Genomic DNA, 15,313 nt, shown 5'->3' on the forward strand with positions numbered 1-15,313 from the left:
CCGAGGCATGCCTCCCGGCGACCGCGTTGCCGCCTGGGAACACACGCTGTCACAGGTGTTCGCACACCTCGAGGTCGCCGTCGAGGGCAGTCGGCCGTGGGAGGGCGAACTGACGGCCGAGCGCCTGGGCGCTCTCCAGATCGCCACGGAGGAGTTCGGCCCGGGGAAGGTTCTGCGCAGTGCCCGATCGGTGGCCGCAGACCCCAGCACGCACATCCTGGCCCGCCTGCAACTGGAGGGCACCGCACTGCTGTCACAGGAAGGCCGCACCGCCGAACTGCGGCCCGGCAGCCTGGCGTTCCACGACGCGCGGTACCCGTTCCGGATAGTACTGCCGAGGCGGCAGCGGGCCCGGATCCTCATGATGCCCCGGGCCCTGCTCCGGCTGGAAGAAGGTCAGTTGGCCGCCCTGACGGCCACCGCGGTGGACGCCGCCGGGGAGGGCGCGGCAGCCCTGCTGCTGCCGGTCCTGCGCGGGATCGTCGACGAGGCCGTCCGGGCGGACGCGACCCGACGCGGCGAACTTGCCCGACTTGCCGCGGAGATCCTGGGCACCCTGGCCCTGGAACAGGTCGGCAGGAAGCCCACGTCGGCACTGTGGGAGCGGATCACGTCATCTGTCCAGGACCGGTTGCAGGAGCCTGGACTCACCCCCCAGGACATCGCCGACCAGCACAGGATCTCCCTGCGCTATCTGCACCGGCTCTTCCAGATGCAGGGGACCACCGTCAATGCCTGGGTGCGGACGCGCCGGCTGGAGGCGGCACGCGCGGAACTCGCGCGTGCCGGTGCTGCCCACCGGTCGATCGCGGCGGTGGCCGCGCGCTGCGGCTTCACCAACCCCTCCCACTTCAGCCGGACGTTCCGCGACACCTATGGGATGTCGCCGGTGCAGTGGCGCAGCGCGCAGCAGAGGGCCTGACATCCGGACACGCTGTTCCCACGGCGGCGGCTTGCCCCCGTGACACGCACACGTCGAGTCCTGGCATACATCGAGACCCGACACACGTCGAGTCTTCGCATCGGAAAGGAACAACACCATGCCCAGAACCAAGCGAGGGGCGCGGACCGGCATGCTGGCCACAGCCGTGGCGGCTGCTCTCACCGTCACCAGCGCGGCGAGCGCTGCCTCCGGTCCGAGGCCGGACGTACGCTTCGTCGCGCATCTGAACATCACCGACGGGCAGCGGCCGGAGAACATATCCCTGGAGCCCGGAGGCGGCGCGGACGTCACTTTCGCCTACTCCCGTCAGATCGCCCGCATCACCCCCGACGGCGGAGTGCACGTTCTGGCGACCCTGCCGACACCCCCGCCCGGGTCCGTCACACCTGCCCTGACCTCGCCGTTCCTCGGAGGTGTCGTCCGCACCCACGACGGGACGCTGTACTTCCTGTACGCCACGGGTACCAGCGACCTGACCGGTGTGTGGCGCCTGCGTCCCGGTGGCACCCCGCATCGCATCGCCGCCCTTCCGGCCGACGGCCTGCCCAACGGCCTTGCCATCGACCGGCACAGCGGCCTGCTCTACGTCGCCGACTCGGTACTCGGCACCGTCTGGCGCGTACCGGTCGCGGGCGGCACGCCCATCCGGTGGGCCGCCGCACCGGAGTTGTGGCCCACCGGATTCCTCGGTGCCAACGGCATCAAGATCCACAACGGGGCGGCCTGGGTGTCCAACCTGGACAAGGGCACCGTGCTGCGCATCCCCCTCACGCGCCACGGCAGCGCCGGGCGGATCGAGACCCGGGCCACCGGACTGGTCGGCATCGACGACATCGAGTTCACCGGCGTCGGTGACACCCTGCTTGCGGCGATGAACCAGGACAACGAGGTCGCCCTGGTCAGGCCCGACGGCAGCCACAGCACTGTGCTGACCGCCGCCGATGGCCTGGAGAACCCGACCTCGCTCGCCGTGCGCGGCGGCACGGCGTACATCGCCAGCGGCGCCTACTTCACGAACACCGACCCCAATGTGCTCGCGGTCCACGTCGAACACGGCAAGTAGCGGAGAGGAGCCGTCTGAAGGGCGATGGCGATGAAACCCGTCGGCCTGCGGACGGCCGGTTCAGCGCCCCTCGGCCCTGACGGTGCGGCGCGCCCAGTCGGCGAAGCCGGTCCAGGGGATCTGCGGGTGGGCGGCGTGTAGGGCGGGGATGTCGACGCGGTAGCCGGGTCCGTTCAGGAACGTCCACATCGCGTGCATGTCCGGATTCCCGATGGCCGTCAGCGGGACGTACTCGTGGCGGACCTCCCGTCCCAGCGCCGTGCCGAGCGCTGCCGCCATCTGCGTGGGAGTGGGCGCGTCGCCGGCCAGTTCGATGCGATGCCCGATGTAGGGAGCGGGGTCGAGCAGCACGTCCGCGGCGAACGCGCCGAGGTCGGGCCGGGCGAGCTGCTGCAACGGCCGATCGGGCGGCAGCGGCAGATCGAGTACGCCGTCGAGGATGCGCCGCGCTCCGCCGAGCGCGTTGTCGAAGAAGTAGGTCGGTCCAAGGATCGTGTACGGCACATCGCCCGCGGCCAGTTCCGCCTCGATGCGTGCCTTGCTCTCGAAATGCGGTACCCCGCTGTCCTGGTCGGCCCCGGCGACCGAGCTGAACACGAGATGTGGAACGCGTTCCTGCGCCGCCGCGGCGAGGATCGCCCGCCCCTGCTCCACCTCCGCCTCGACACCGGCCTCGAAGGGAGTGGTGAACGCGAAGACACCGGCCACCCCCTTCATGGCCGCGGAGAGTGACCCGGGATCGCTCAGGGAACCCGCAACCACCTCGACACCTCTGTCGGCCAGTTGCCGCGCCGCGCTCCGGTCGGGGTCGCGGACCATCGCCCTGATCCGGGCCCCGCGGACGAGCAGCGCGTCGGTCACGGCACCGCCCTGTCCGCCCGTCGCGGCAAGCACCAGGATCTGCTCATGCACCATGGATGAACTCCCTTCTCTGCAACGGGGCATCGGCTCCGAAGCCGGCCCCGACGGCAACCATGCGCCACGCACGGCAGTGCATGACGCAGACTCGCCCGAGACCGGCGCTGAAGGGCTCGACCCCGTGCGCGCACAGTCATGACGCCTGTGCGCCGGGGGCCTGGTGTTCCCCACCCCACACGGTCGCCGGAAGGAAGAGAACCATACAGTTCGGTATCTTCACGGTCGGGAACGTGACGCCCGATCCGACCACAGGCCGCACGACGTCGCAGCACGAGCGCATCAAGGCGATGGTCGCCATCGTGCTCGGGCGGTTCGCTCACCCGGAAGGCCGCACCCTTCTGATGCAGCCAAGGCCGACTGCCTCCGGGCTCGGGGCTGGTGGTCATGATGTGCCTCCTGTGAGGTCGGTGCCCGCTGTGCGCGCACGAGGCCAGGAGCCGGAGCGTCGGCCGTTGCCTGCCACCACATCACCGGCAACTTCGACTGCCTGCTCCAGGTCGAGCCGGCCGACCTGCCTGCCTATGCGGAATTCCACGCCCATCGGTCGGCCACCCTGCCCGGCGGCGCCACGGTGACCACAGCATGAAGGCGCTCACCGCCGACACCCCGTGATGCTCCCGTCTCGACCCACCGAGCTGCTCGGCTCGGCCGTCGCGGATTCGGAGCATCACCGACAGTGGTGGGCCAGACAAGGTCTGGCCCCGGATCCCGAGAGCACGGGCTTTCGACCCCTGCTTCTCGCTCTGATCTGCCGGGAGCGGCTCGGGCTCGTTGAGTTGCGTGCCCCTTACGCTGCGAGACACTGATTCTGATACGCATTTGCCAGGGAAAGAACCCAGGTCATGAGTACTGAACTCCTCGATCTGGCCATCGCCACCGCCGGCGGTAAAGAAGTCTGGGACACCGTGAGTGGTCTGAGGGCCGAAGTCTCCATCGGTGGTCCGGTCTGGGGGCTGAAAGGCTGGCCGCCGGGGACGAGCTTCGACCAGGTTCTGACGATCGACACGGCAAGAGAACACATTGTGTTCACCCCGTTCACCCGCCCGGAGTGGCAGATGACCTTCGACGCCGCCACCGACAGCGTCACTGTGCAGACTCTCGACGGCGAGCCGGTCGAGACCCTCACGCCCGCCCGTGCCGCCTTCAAGGGGATGCTACGGAACACCGCCTGGGACGCTCCGCACCTCGGCTACTTCCTGGGCTACGCCTGCTGGAACTACTTCACCAGCCCGTTCCTCTTCACGTATCCGGGCGTGCGGGCCCGCGAGATCGAACCGTGGCACGAGGCGGGCCAGACATGGCGGCGTCTACAGGTGCGTTTCCCGCCCGACATCGCCACACACAGCCCGAACGCGGTCTTCTACTACGACGCCTTCGGTATGCAACGTCGCATGGACTACGTCGCCGAGGTCAACAACAGCTTCCTCGTCGGCCACTACACCGGCCACCACCAGAACTTCGACGGGCTGGTCATGCCGACACGACGACGAATGTTCCGCCGCAACCCCGACAACAGCGTCAACCTCAACTTCCCCTCCATCACGGTCGACGTCCACGGTGTCGAACTCGTCCGCTCCGACGACGAACAGGTACGGCCATGACCACGGACAGCATCTTCATCGACCACCCCGCCCGGAGGCTCGTCGTGACGCTCCCGCGCCCCTACGACGCGGCATGCGAGCACTTCGAGAACCTCGTTCCGGAGGCCGATCTCCACCGCTTCTACCAATTGGGCTCCTGGAAAGCCACGCTCGAACTCGCAGAGATCAACGGCCCCCACGGGTTCATGCGCTACTACCGCAGCGACGTCTGCGCCCTCATGGCGGGCTCGCAGTCCCTCTGGAAGGCCACTCAGTACCTCATGGGCGACCACGTCCTCGCGGAACGCGCGTTCCGCGAGGACGCGCCGGCCGCGCTGCACACACCACTGCCCGCCCTGATCTACGCCGACCCCGACGGCGACACCAAACTCGTTGTCGACCAGCCCAGTTTGCTGTTCGACAGCTACGGCAACCCGCAGATCGCCGAGGTCGGCCGCGAACTCGACGCACGCCTGGCGCAGCTGATCACGCTCCTCGGCGGCGTCGTCCCTCCCCAACAGCACGGCGGGTGAGGTTCCGGAGACGGTGGGGCCGTGGCCCCGCCGGGTATGCGGCGACGGGCATACCCGGCAGGTGGACGGTGCGACTGGCCGTTTGTTCAGGCGGGGAGGTTCCAGTGCTGCTCGGGGCCTGCTGTGCAGGTCCGGATCAGCAGGCGTGTGCCGTCGTTGCCGTCCCCTTCGGCGTGCAGGCACAGCCCTGACTTGGTGTTCTGCAGGGTCCGGTCTCCTCGTGCGGTCCAGGTCTGGGCGGGGGTGCCGTTGCACTGGTAGAGCTGTACGACGGTGCCGTCCGCGGTGGAGCCGTTTCTGACGTCCATGCACTTGCCGTAGGCGCGCAGGGTGCCGTCGCCGGGGATCGTCCAGGTCTGGGCGGGGGTGCCGTCGCACTGGTCGAGCCGGAGAGCGGTGCCGTCGGCGGAGTCTGCGCCCGTGACCTCCACGCACGTGCCGTCGGCGCCGGTGACCGGTCCCGAGGGCGGCGGGGCGGGCAGGGCGTCGCGTACCGCGGTGGCCAGTGCCACCGGGGCGCCCGAGGCCTTGACGGGGTAGGTGTCGCGCTGCTGGTTCCAGGCGTTCTCGACGGCGAACCAGTCGATGGGGACCGGTGCCTGGCCGGTGGCCAGCGCGGTGTCGAGGGAGTCGAGGTACTTGGTCCAGCGCATGGCGTAGAAGTCGGAGACCAGCCCGGACCATTCCCGGTTGGCGTAGTCGCGCAGGCCTCCCGAGTCGCTGCCGGAGCGGTCGCCCCAGGTGGTGAGGATGGAGCGGGCGTCGAACTCGGCCGCCGCCTTCTCCGCCTTCGTGGTGCCCGAGGACTTGGCGTCCTCCAGCCAGGGGCCGAGGAGGAACCGGGTGTCGGTGGCGAGGAGTTCGTCCAGCAGGGCGAGGTCGCTCTTCCACTCGGCGGCCCGCTGACGGAAGCGGGGCAGGTCCTTGGCGTCGTAGGCGGCCTTGATCTGCGGGAGCAGGGCCCGGCTGTGGTTGGCCAGGGCCTGCCGCGCGACATCGACCAGGTCGAAGCGATAGGCGTCCGTGTTGCGCAGTCCGGGCGCGACCTGCAGCAGTTCGATCAGCGCCCGCTGCACCGTGCTCGCGTCGTAGCGCATCGCGCCGGGGCTCCAGCTGGCCGCGGTGGTCGCCGTCAGCCGGGGGCGTGCGGTGAAGAGGCTGTCCTGGGACTCGCTCCACGTGCCGGACGAGGTGCTGTACGGGCCGCTGCGCAGCAGCTCCCACGCCTTGGCGGCATGCGGGTCCACACCGCCGTAGCGGCGCTCCGCATACTGGGCGAACCACGCCTTGTGGTCCACCGGGCCGGTACGCCAGGCCAGTTCGGTGAACAGCTCGTAGGCGACGGGGTTGCCGCCGGTGCCTTCCGGAAGGTAGGCGATGCCCTTCAGCGCGCTGCCGGGCTTGGTGCGCCACTGGTCGAAGCGTTCGGCCCAGACAGCGGTGTTGGCGCCGATGGTGGTGTGGCCGCCGAAGTTGGGGATCGTGCCGAACGCGTAGGGCGCGCCGTGCCAGGAGGCTTCCCGGTCGAGGCCGTTGTAGCGGTCGGACAGGCCGTCGACGATGAACAGCTTGCTCTTGTCGACGGCGTCGATGATCTGCGTGGAGGGGTTGTTCTGCCAGCCGAGCAGGGTCCAGGTGGCACCGGGGTGCGCGGTCTGCAGCGCGTTCATCACGGCCTTGGCGGCGTCGCCGATGGGGACGTCGCCCGGCCGCCCGCCCTCGTGGAGCAGGTCCATCTTGTACATCGTGGAGTCGCCGAAGAGTTCGCGCTGGTGGCGGTAGAACGAGGCGGCGACCTCGGGGAACATCTGGCTGCGCGGGTCGAGCCAGTCGGGCCGGTCGAAGCCGACCCAGCCGCCCTGCGGGACGACCGGTCCGGTGGGGTTCTTCTCCGTGAACCGCGGCGGAACGGTGCCGTAATAGCCGGGCAGCACCGGGGTCATGCCGAGTTGGCGCAGCCGGTCCGCGATCCTGCGGCCGAGTTCCGCGCGGCCCTTCAGCTGCTGCTCGGAGACGGGGCCGCCGAAGCCGGACATGTTCTGCATCAGCCACCACGGCTGGTGTGCCGGGCCGGGGATCCAGGACCGGAGTTCGTCCTTGGAGTAGCCGAAGTCCTGGAGGGTTTCGTAGTAGACGGCGTCAGCGCCCATCTGGACGAAGACCTCGTTTGCGCCGTGCAGGGCGAGCAGATCGATCTGCTTCTCGTAGGAGGCCCAGTCGCGGTAGGCGCCGGAGTAGCCGTCGTCGGTGTCGTTGAGCGCGAAGCGGTGTGGCACCGAGGCGTCCTTGCGGACGGTGCCGGCGGGGGCGGGCAGTGTGCGGGGCAGTTTCGCCGTGCTGTCGCCAGGCCATCCGAGGTCGGCTTTCGCGGTGTACTTCAGGTACCAGTTGACGCCGCTGAGGATCACGGCGGGGCTGGTTCCCTGGACACGGAGATCGCCGGCGCTGCCGGAGACGGCGAAGTAGTCGCCGGACTCGGGGCGGTTCACCGGGACAAGTGTGAACTGGGAGACGTGGCGCGGCAGCAGCCGTGCGAGCGCTGCCCTGGCCGGACCTGTGGCGAAGGCGGGCCGGCCGGCGGAGGTCACCGCGGCGGCTCCGGTCCCGGTGGCTGCAGTAGTGGTGGAAGTGCCCAGGACCGTGGCCAGTGCGGCAAGGGCCATGGCCAAGAACGCGGCGGCCCAGGATCTCGGTTCTCTCATTGGCAGCCCATCAGAGAGGGATTATTAATGGAGCGTTCGATAATATGGAGGCGGGTGCTGGAGCCCGTCAATACACCGGACCGCTCGTTGTGGATCGGCTGGGTAGAGTGCCCAGCACGACAGCGGGGAGGGCGGGGGTACGGACGCACATGGCAGCCAGGAGAGCAGCGGCCAACGGGCCGCATGTGCTTCGGCAGATGAACGTCGCTGCCGTCCTGGCGGCGCTGCGGGAGGCCGACTCCGCCGCCACCAGCGTCAGCGGCCTCGCCGCGGCAACGGGGCTGTCAAGGCCCGCGGTGACGAGAGCCCTGGCGGACCTGCGGGACCGCGGCCTGGTGGAGTTCACATCGACGGGCCATTCGCTGCAGCCCGGACGGCCGGCCCAGTACGCCAGGTTCCGTGCCGAGACGGGGTACGTCGCCGGGATAGACATCGGGCCCCACAAGGTGCTGGTGGCGATCGCAGACCTCGCGGGGCGGGTCCTGACGGTCCACCGTGCAGCGGTGGACGCGGGCACTGACGGGCGGCAGATGTTCGACACCGTTCGCGCCGCACTGACGACGGCGGTCGTCGAGGCGGGAGTTCAGCTGTCCCGCCTGTGGGCGGTGACTGTCGGCACGCCCGGCATCGTCGACCGGGACCGGGGCGAGGTACTGCTGGCTCCGAGCATCCCCGGCTGGGCCGGGCTGCCCGCGGTGACGCGACTCGGCGACTGGTTGCACTGCCCGGTGTTCATCGACAACGACGTCAACCTCGCCGTCCTCGCCGAACGGCGACGGGGGGCCGACGCCGAGGCCGAGAGCCTGGTGTTCGTGCAGTGGGGCCGGCGCATCGGCTGCGGCATCATCATCAACGGCAAGCCGTATCGCGGGCATTCGGCCGCCGCCGGGGAGCTGGGCTTCATCGACCTGGCATCCGACCCCGACGCACCTCCCGGACCGCGCCCCTCCGACGGCACCGGACCGTTCGAGCGGTTGGTCGGGGCGGCAGCCATCCATCGGCTCGCCCTGGAGGCCGGCGCGCCGGCAGGCGACGAGGACGACATCGCACCGCTCTTCGAGGCGGCGGCGGCCGGTGACCGGGCCGCCACCGATGTCGTGGAGCGGGTGGCCGCCCGCTTCGCACGCGGTCTTGCCGCGATGCTGCTGGTGCTCGACCCGGACCGCGTCGTCATCGGTGGCGGAGTGTCCCGGGCGGGAGACGCCCTGCTGGATCCGGTCCGCCGTCATCTGCACCTCCACGCCCTGGTACCGGTCACCGTGCATGCGTCGACGCTGGGGGAGCGAGCCGTGGCGCTGGGTGCGGTGCGCCATTCCCTGGACGTCGCGGAGGAACGGATGCAGGGAACGCCCCAGCGCTGAGCAAGCGCCGCGAGCACGAGTGCCCTGGGTCCGCCGGTGGGTGTATCCGCAACCCCTCGCTACGACGCGGGGCCCGACGGTAACCGCACCACCGTGAGGCGCGGCGGGCCGGCGTCAGGACGGGGTTCCCGGGTCGATGTACCGCAGCAGAGCGCCCACGCCCTCGTGCAGCCTCAGCTCGTTCTCCGGTACGACGACCAGCTCGGCGCTGGTGCCGACGAGGGCCCGGACGAGGGCCTCGTCGGCGCGTTCCTCGCGCGGGGCCCGGACGCCGAAGGACATCAGTTCCGCCTCGGTCAGGGCGAGCTGAGTGGGCCGGGAGCCTGTCCAGAGCCGCAGCGAAGACCCTGGCGGCCGGTTCAGCAGCAGTGCCGCGACCTGGCCGCGCTGGAGGGCGGCGACAGTAGCGGCCAGCCCCTCCGCCATGGGTCCGTCCAGGGCGCGCCGGCCGATGAAGATGTCCACGAGTTCCCGGTCGTGCGCGGCCATGCGGCCGCGGAAGACGCCGTCGAGCTGCGGCTCCAGCAGGGCGCGTCCGGTGTCGGTGGGGGTCCGGCCGCCCACGCGTACGACCTTGTCCCGCAGGGCGTGCGGCAGGCGGCGGATCAGTACGTTGCACGCCCACTCGTCCCCGCCCACGACGACGGCGTCGGCATGGGCGCGCCGCGCCCGTTCGTCCAGCCGGTGGCCGAGCCGGAGGGCGGTGCGGTGCCAGGTCGCCACCGCGACCCTGCGGTGCAGCCGCTCACCCGGGGTGACGGTGGACGCGGGCCAGGTGCCGGTCTCCGCCTCCAGGGTCACCCAGCCGTGGGTCTCGGCGGTCGGAAGGCCGCCGTAGTGGACGACCACGGCCATGTAGGGGATCTCCGGAACGTGCTGTGTGACCAGGGGCATCGCGTCCGGCAGGGTGCTGTAACGCGCGGAGTCGCGTTCGGGCGGCCTGGGCAGCTCCCCGTCCAGGACGAGTGTGCCGTGGGCGGCGAAGATGGCCTGACCATGCACCCCCGGCACCGCTGTATCGGCACCGACCGCCTCCTCCAGTACGTTCAGCAGAGCCGGGTCAGAGCCCTGACGGGACAGACTCTCGCGCAGCCGCTGCCAGCGCAGCGCGATCGCTCGCTCGGGATGCTCGACGTCTCGGGAGGTGTCCAGGTACACGGAGGCGAACGGACCCGGCTCCGCGTAGAGGGGTTCAAGAAACGACAACCTCATCGCCACTCCTCGTCGATGTCTCCCCTCCTTTGATGATGCGCGTCTCAGGGGAGGGCGATGGAGCTCGACGAGCGCGATGCGGTGCGGAATGCGGGGTGGTCGGACGCCGGTCGTCACAGCCGCGGCCCCGAATTCCCTATTTCACTCGGCCGTGTCTCCGTCGGGAGTTTTGTGCGGCGAAATCACGCCGCTTTGGACGGAATCCTGCCAGTTGCGGAGGAGGGCGGTGGCTTCCCTGAATCGACGATGGCCTTGGTGGATGAGCTCGGTCGGCATCGTGACCATGAATTGACGGCTCCTTCCCTGCTGCTGTGGCCAGAGGGAAACTCAGTGCTTCGCTGTCCGAACTGATCATTGAAGCGATCCGTGCAGCGGCCGGCCTGGTCGGAATGCGTGATCCCGGGGCGGTGCGGGACACGTATCGCATGTGGCGTGTCGCCCACCCGCCGGCCGTATCGATGCCCGGTTCCGGGTGTGCCGACGAGGTCAGGAACGGCTACAGGTCGTTCGCGCGCACGATCGATCGTCTCCTCTCGTGACCCTGCCCGGTCGGCTCCCTCGGGTCCAACGCACTGGGGCAGGCCCCTTGACGGGTGGCTGGGGGCCCGTCCCGGCCTTGACGCTCCGGGCGCCTGCGATGTGACACGAGCCCGCGAGCCCCGTCCCGTGTGCGAGCAGTCAGGCGAAGAGCGGATCCAGCATCGCCTCCCCGGCCGGTACGCGCCAGGCCGGCAGCCGCACCGCCCTGGTCACCGGCGCGGGCTTCGCGCCCCGGCCGCCGGACGGCAGCCCGATCAGCAGGTCACCGCGTGCGTGGGTGAGCCGCAGATGGCGCACGGGATCCTGCCCGGGCAGGGGGCCCGTGTCGATGAGTACAGCCGTGTTCTCCCCGTCCACCGTGAACAGCAGGTCCACGGTGTGCCCGCCGACCACCGTCGCGCGCTCCAGGTCGGTGATGCCACGGGCACCGAGAAACTCCTGGAGCCGGTCGGCGAGCTCCTCGCGGAAGCCGGGCGGCGCCGGGGGACCGGAAACCGTGTCCTGGTCGGCGCAGGCGCCCGCGCGCAGCACGGTCGAGCGCTCTGCCAGCAGGGCCGGCAGCCCCGCCTGGCCCTGCCAGAAGCGATGGCTCCCCACCGTGATCAGCTGCGACTTCGCCCGGGTGACCGCGACGTTCCAGAGATTGACCTGGCTCGACACCCAGTGCGTCGTCTTCGGCGGGGTGTTGTCCGTGGCCACGGGGCTCAGCACCATGACGTCGCGCTGGCCGCCCTGGAAGGCGTGCACCGTACCGACCCGGACCCGGTCGTCACCGGCCCACACCCGGGCCAGTGCCTCCTTCTGCGCACGGAAGGGCGTCACGACTCCGACCGTGGCATCCTCCGGCAGCCGTGCCAGCAACTCGTCCACCGTCTGCCGCACCTGGTCCGCCTCGGCCTGGTTGCGCCAGGATCTGCCGCCGCTGCCGGCCGCGGACTCGCCGTACGGCACGTCCACCCAGCCGAGCACCGGAGCCGGATCGGCCGCCCCCGCCGGATCGACCGGCGGCACCTGCCTGCGGACATCGGTGAGTACCTGCAACTGGCCCGCATAGCAGTAGCCGTTGACCAAGTCCGCGATCTGCGGATGGCACCGGTAGTGCTCGTCGAGCAGCAGCGCCGCCTCACCGTGCTGCGCCGCCGCGTGGTACGAGGCGTACACGTGATAGGCCAGCCTGTGGTCCTCCAGCTGCGCGGCGGTCAGGCCCGCCCGCACCCGGGCCTGCCGCTCCTGTTCCGGGCCGATCCCGGGAATGTGCCCGAGCTGCATCGGGTCGCCGATGATCAGAGCCCGCTTCGCCCGGAACAGCAGCGGCAGCACCGACGGGATCGAGCACTGGCTCGCCTCGTCGATCACCACGAGGTCGAAGAGCTTCGGGGAGAGTTCGAGCTGGCGCACCGAGTGCGTACTGATGGCCCAGGCCTTCAGGTGCGCCATCAGATTGCGCTGGCTCTTCTGGAAGCCCGAGCGCCGGCGCAGCGCCTGGAGCCGCTGGTTCATCAGCGACCGACCCCGCGCCGTGGTCTCGGCGGCCACGGAATGCGCCAGCTCTCCCGACACCGCGGAGGACCCGGCGGCGCTCTCCAGCCGGGCCTGCTTCAGCGCGTCCTCGTCCCAGGCCAGATGCGCCGGTACGAGCTCCCGCAGGGCCCTCTCCACCGCCACGGCCTCCGCGAGGTCGAGCAGCAACGCGGGCGGGGCAGGGCGCTGCGCGGCCCAGGCCGGCCACGAGACCCCGGATCCGTCGCCCGACGAACCTGCGAGGGCGGCGAGCGCCCGCCCCCGGCGCCACCCGCCCAAGGTCAGCCGTCCGGCCCCGGCGGCCCTCCGGGCGCGTTCCTCCCAGCGGGCGAGGGCAGCCGCTTCCTTCGCCGCCCAGGCACTCTCCAGCACCTGTACGGGCAGCGCGAGCCCGTCCGCCCGTCGGGCCCGCTCACGGACCAGCTCCAACAGGCGAGACTCCTCGCCGATCCGCCCTGCCGCCTCCGCCCGGAGCACAGCCGCACGCGCGTGGCGGTTGCGCAGCTCACCGGCCACGGTCGCGGCACCCCGGGCCGGGGCCGCTACCGGCTCGGCCAGCAGTCCGGCCAGCTTGGCTGCCTCCCGCTCCCGGGCCTCCACGTTTCCGGTGCGCATGAGCAGGCCCGGCGAGATCTCGTCGCACCGCTCGGCCACCACGTCGACGGCCTCGTTGTTGGTGGACGCGACGAGTACGGACTGGCCGGCGGCGACGGCGGTCGCGACCACGGCGGTCACCACCTCGCTCTTGCCGGTACCGGGCGGGCCGGTCGCGACGGTGAGCCGGCGGGTCATCGCCGAGGAGATCACCTGCTCCTGGCTCTCGTTGCACGGGCCGGGGGAGACCACCGTCACGACCGCCGCGTCACGACCCGGCCCGTCGCCGTGGTCGTCGCCGCCGGTGAGGAGGGCGTCCAGCGCGGTACCCGCGATCTGGCCCGCACGCGTGGACATCTGGAGCAGGTTGTCGACCAGGCCCTCGGTCGCGACCCGTTCCAGGCCGGAGGGTGCCAGCAGCACCGCGGCGTTGTGGGCGCCGGGCCGCAGCGAGTCCATCACGGACCGCTCGCTGAGCGAGGAGAGATCGAAGGGCTCCAGCTCCGGAACGCCGAGCTCGGTCAGGAGCTCCCGTACCGCCTTGACCATCTGGGCGCCGTTGCCCTCCTGCCAGCTCGGCTGCCAGTGGGTCAGCAGCTCGGCGGCCTCGTCGTCGGAGAGCAGCTCGGTCACCACACCGGTGTGCAGGGAGGGAACCCCGCTCGGGCGCAGCAGATCGCGGCCGTTCTCGTCCGGGGTGAGTTCCATGGGCTGGACCAGCAGGGGCGCGATCCGCACAGGTGTCCGCCGACGCCCGTCCGCGCGCTCGGGAAGGGTGATCGCGGGATATCCGTACCAGTACTCCTGGAGCCCGGTCCCGTCGGCCTGTGCGCCCGTGTTCTTCGGTCTGGGCAACTGCCCGGGGGCCGGGAAGGAGTGCCCCAGCCCGGATTGGATCGCCTCCGGGCCCTGGCCCAGCAGGAAGTACGCCGATCCCCGGCCGCCGTCTCGATCGGGCAGCATGCCGGACGCCACTTGGGCGCCGAGGCAGTGCGCGTAGTAGCGCAGCAGTCGCTGCGGGTCGATGCCCTCCCCGGCGTCCTGGGCGACCAGCTGCCTGGCCTTCAGCAGGGCGGGGGAGACGTCGGACCGGGCGGCGGCACGGGCCGCGTCACGCGGTGCGTCGGGGAGACGGACCGGACGGGCGACCGAGCGGGCGAAGGGCAGTGAACGGGTGGCCCGGATCGTGGACTTGGTCGGCCGCTGCTCTTCGGGGACGCCCTTGATCACCATTTGCGCGGTCAGGTACTCGAAGAGGTCGTCGGGGGTGATCCAGCCGCCTTCCTTGATCCGCCCACTCCGCAGGCCTTCCACTATCTCGCCGGTGAACCGGGAGGTGCCGAGGGAGGATCCCTCCGGTGCCATCGCGGACGCGGTCTGGAGGGCGTCGGACGCGGTGATGAAGTACACGCCGGTCGGGTGCAGGAGCGTGCTGGGCGCCGTTCGGTCGCCGGGGTCCGCACCGCCCTTGGAGGTCCACCCCTGGACGACGGACCCGCTGGAACAGCAGTCCAGCAGCACCAGCTTGGACGAGGCCCGGCAGGACTGGAGCATCCGCTCCAGGAACTCGGCCGGGACGGCCGTGCCGGGCAGGTCGTCCGGGTCGGCGTCCCGGGTCAGGAAGTACAACTGCCCGTCGGCCTCGCAGAACTGGCCGTGCCCGCTGAAGTAGAGCAGCGCCGTCTCGCTGGGCTGCCGTTCCTCGAGAAACTGCTCAACCGCGTACAGCATTTCCGAGCGGGTCGGCTCGGCGACCATCGCGCAGTCGTTGTACATGCCGATCTCGGTGCTCTCCAGCACGGCCCGCATGTAGTGCAGGTCGGCCCGGACGGGCGGCAGGTCGTGGTAGCGGTCGCTGGCGTACGTGGATACGCCGATGAGCATGGCGTACCGGTCGTTGTCGCTCACTGCGTGTCCGGCCCTGCCTCGTCGCCTTCCCCGTCCCGGGCCCCGGCCGCACCGCCGGCGAGGAACCGGTCGATCAGCTCGCTGTCGGCCCGGGCCTCCTTGCCGGAGACGCGGAGCGTCGCCCCGTCCGCCCGGGTGATGACGATGGTCCGCTGGGGTACGCGGGCCAGCCAGATCTGGATGCCGGCGGCGACGAGTGAACCCCCGCTGAAGACCAGTCCGATCAGGTCGCCGACCGGGCCGCCCTTGAGGGTCTCGTCCTCGGGCCGGGGGCGCGGGATGTCGAGCGCGGCGCGAGGATCGGCCTCGATGAGGGCGGCAAGCAGCTCGCGCGCCTCGCGGCGGGCGCGCAACGGGTCCTCGTCGAGGACGGCGATGCGGTGGCCGGAGTCGGCCGGGTCGGTGGTGGTGCTCACGTGCTACATCCCCCTAGGTCTT

Annotated in this window: 12 protein-coding genes; 7 read left to right on the top strand and 5 right to left on the bottom strand. The window is 70.7% G+C overall.

Going from position 1 to position 15,313, the window contains the following annotated elements:
- Positions 1-7 precede the first annotated feature (7 nt).
- On the top strand, positions 8-922 hold the full coding sequence (locus ACFYY7_RS21380) for a helix-turn-helix domain-containing protein (protein WP_388663740.1): 915 nt from the start codon (positions 8-10) through the stop codon (positions 920-922).
- Positions 923-1,040: 118 nt separating this feature from the next.
- On the top strand, positions 1,041-2,006 hold the full coding sequence (locus tag ACFYY7_RS21385; RefSeq protein ID WP_388663515.1) for a hypothetical protein: 966 nt from the start codon (positions 1,041-1,043) through the stop codon (positions 2,004-2,006).
- Positions 2,007-2,066: 60 nt separating this feature from the next.
- Here ACFYY7_RS21385 and ACFYY7_RS21390 read toward each other — a convergent pair whose 3' ends face one another.
- Positions 2,067-2,921 carry an NmrA/HSCARG family protein gene (locus ACFYY7_RS21390; RefSeq protein ID WP_388663517.1) on the bottom strand — a complete coding sequence of 285 codons (855 nt, stop codon included), beginning with the start codon at positions 2,919-2,921 and terminating at the stop codon, positions 2,067-2,069.
- Positions 2,922-3,435: 514 nt separating this feature from the next.
- On the opposite strand from ACFYY7_RS21390, the gene ACFYY7_RS21395 reads away from it, so the two are divergent.
- From ACFYY7_RS21395 to ACFYY7_RS21405, 3 genes are all read left to right on the top strand, one after another.
- Positions 3,436-3,510, top strand: a complete 75-nt coding sequence (locus ACFYY7_RS21395) for a hypothetical protein (protein WP_388663741.1) — start codon at positions 3,436-3,438, stop codon at positions 3,508-3,510.
- Positions 3,511-3,766: 256 nt separating this feature from the next.
- Positions 3,767-4,525 carry a hypothetical protein gene (locus ACFYY7_RS21400; protein ID WP_388663519.1) on the top strand — a complete coding sequence of 253 codons (759 nt, stop codon included), beginning with the start codon at positions 3,767-3,769 and terminating at the stop codon, positions 4,523-4,525.
- On the top strand, positions 4,522-5,037 hold the full coding sequence (locus ACFYY7_RS21405; RefSeq protein ID WP_388663520.1) for a hypothetical protein: 516 nt from the start codon (positions 4,522-4,524) through the stop codon (positions 5,035-5,037). Before ACFYY7_RS21400 ends, ACFYY7_RS21405 begins: the two co-directional genes overlap by 4 nt.
- A gap of 86 nt (positions 5,038-5,123) precedes the next feature.
- Here the strand turns inward: ACFYY7_RS21405 and ACFYY7_RS21410 are convergent, their stop codons facing one another.
- A complete protein-coding gene (locus ACFYY7_RS21410) occupies positions 5,124-7,739 on the bottom strand; it encodes an alpha-N-acetylglucosaminidase TIM-barrel domain-containing protein (RefSeq protein ID WP_388663522.1) in 2,616 nt (871 codons plus the stop codon).
- A gap of 197 nt (positions 7,740-7,936) precedes the next feature.
- On the opposite strand from ACFYY7_RS21410, the gene ACFYY7_RS21415 reads away from it, so the two are divergent.
- A complete protein-coding gene (locus tag ACFYY7_RS21415) occupies positions 7,937-9,100 on the top strand; it encodes an ROK family transcriptional regulator (RefSeq protein ID WP_388663524.1) in 1,164 nt (387 codons plus the stop codon).
- A gap of 114 nt (positions 9,101-9,214) precedes the next feature.
- Here ACFYY7_RS21415 and ACFYY7_RS21420 read toward each other — a convergent pair whose 3' ends face one another.
- Positions 9,215-10,312, bottom strand: a complete 1,098-nt coding sequence (locus tag ACFYY7_RS21420) for a hypothetical protein (protein ID WP_388663525.1) — start codon at positions 10,310-10,312, stop codon at positions 9,215-9,217.
- A gap of 57 nt (positions 10,313-10,369) precedes the next feature.
- Here ACFYY7_RS21420 and ACFYY7_RS21425 point away from each other — a divergent pair, with 57 nt between their 5' ends.
- Entirely contained in the window at positions 10,370-10,663 is a 294-nt protein-coding gene (locus ACFYY7_RS21425; protein WP_388663527.1) for a hypothetical protein, read from the top strand.
- Between the two features lie 327 nt (positions 10,664-10,990).
- Here the strand turns inward: ACFYY7_RS21425 and ACFYY7_RS21430 are convergent, their stop codons facing one another.
- Both ACFYY7_RS21430 and ACFYY7_RS21435 read right to left on the bottom strand, forming a co-directional pair.
- Positions 10,991-14,875: an AAA domain-containing protein gene (locus ACFYY7_RS21430; RefSeq protein WP_388663529.1), complete on the bottom strand. Its 3,885-nt coding sequence runs from the start codon at positions 14,873-14,875 to the stop codon at positions 10,991-10,993.
- Complete coding sequence (locus ACFYY7_RS21435) at positions 14,872-15,291, bottom strand: hypothetical protein (protein WP_388663531.1); 420 nt, start codon at positions 15,289-15,291, stop codon at positions 14,872-14,874. Before ACFYY7_RS21435 ends, ACFYY7_RS21430 begins: the two co-directional genes overlap by 4 nt.
- Between the last annotated feature and the right edge of the window lie 22 nt (positions 15,292-15,313).

This window comes from Streptomyces sp. NPDC001933 (assembly GCF_042890955.1).
Lineage (GTDB): Bacteria > Actinomycetota > Actinomycetes > Streptomycetales > Streptomycetaceae > Streptomyces.

What these genes read in the sequence shown, in the direction of transcription:
- ACFYY7_RS21380 (WP_388663740.1), top strand. Translation starts at nt 8, where the DNA reads ATGCCTCCCGGCGACCGCGTTGCCGCCTGGGAACACACGCTGTCACAG.
- ACFYY7_RS21385 (WP_388663515.1), top strand. Translation starts at nt 1,041, where the DNA reads ATGCCCAGAACCAAGCGAGGGGCGCGGACCGGCATGCTGGCCACAGCC.
- ACFYY7_RS21390 (WP_388663517.1), bottom strand. Translation starts at nt 2,921, where the DNA reads ATGGTGCATGAGCAGATCCTGGTGCTTGCCGCGACGGGCGGACAGGGC.
- ACFYY7_RS21400 (WP_388663519.1), top strand. Translation starts at nt 3,767, where the DNA reads ATGAGTACTGAACTCCTCGATCTGGCCATCGCCACCGCCGGCGGTAAA.
- ACFYY7_RS21405 (WP_388663520.1), top strand. Translation starts at nt 4,522, where the DNA reads ATGACCACGGACAGCATCTTCATCGACCACCCCGCCCGGAGGCTCGTC.
- ACFYY7_RS21410 (WP_388663522.1), bottom strand. Translation starts at nt 7,739, where the DNA reads ATGAGAGAACCGAGATCCTGGGCCGCCGCGTTCTTGGCCATGGCCCTT.
- ACFYY7_RS21415 (WP_388663524.1), top strand. Translation starts at nt 7,937, where the DNA reads ATGAACGTCGCTGCCGTCCTGGCGGCGCTGCGGGAGGCCGACTCCGCC.
- ACFYY7_RS21420 (WP_388663525.1), bottom strand. Translation starts at nt 10,312, where the DNA reads ATGAGGTTGTCGTTTCTTGAACCCCTCTACGCGGAGCCGGGTCCGTTC.
- ACFYY7_RS21425 (WP_388663527.1), top strand. Translation starts at nt 10,370, where the DNA reads ATGGAGCTCGACGAGCGCGATGCGGTGCGGAATGCGGGGTGGTCGGAC.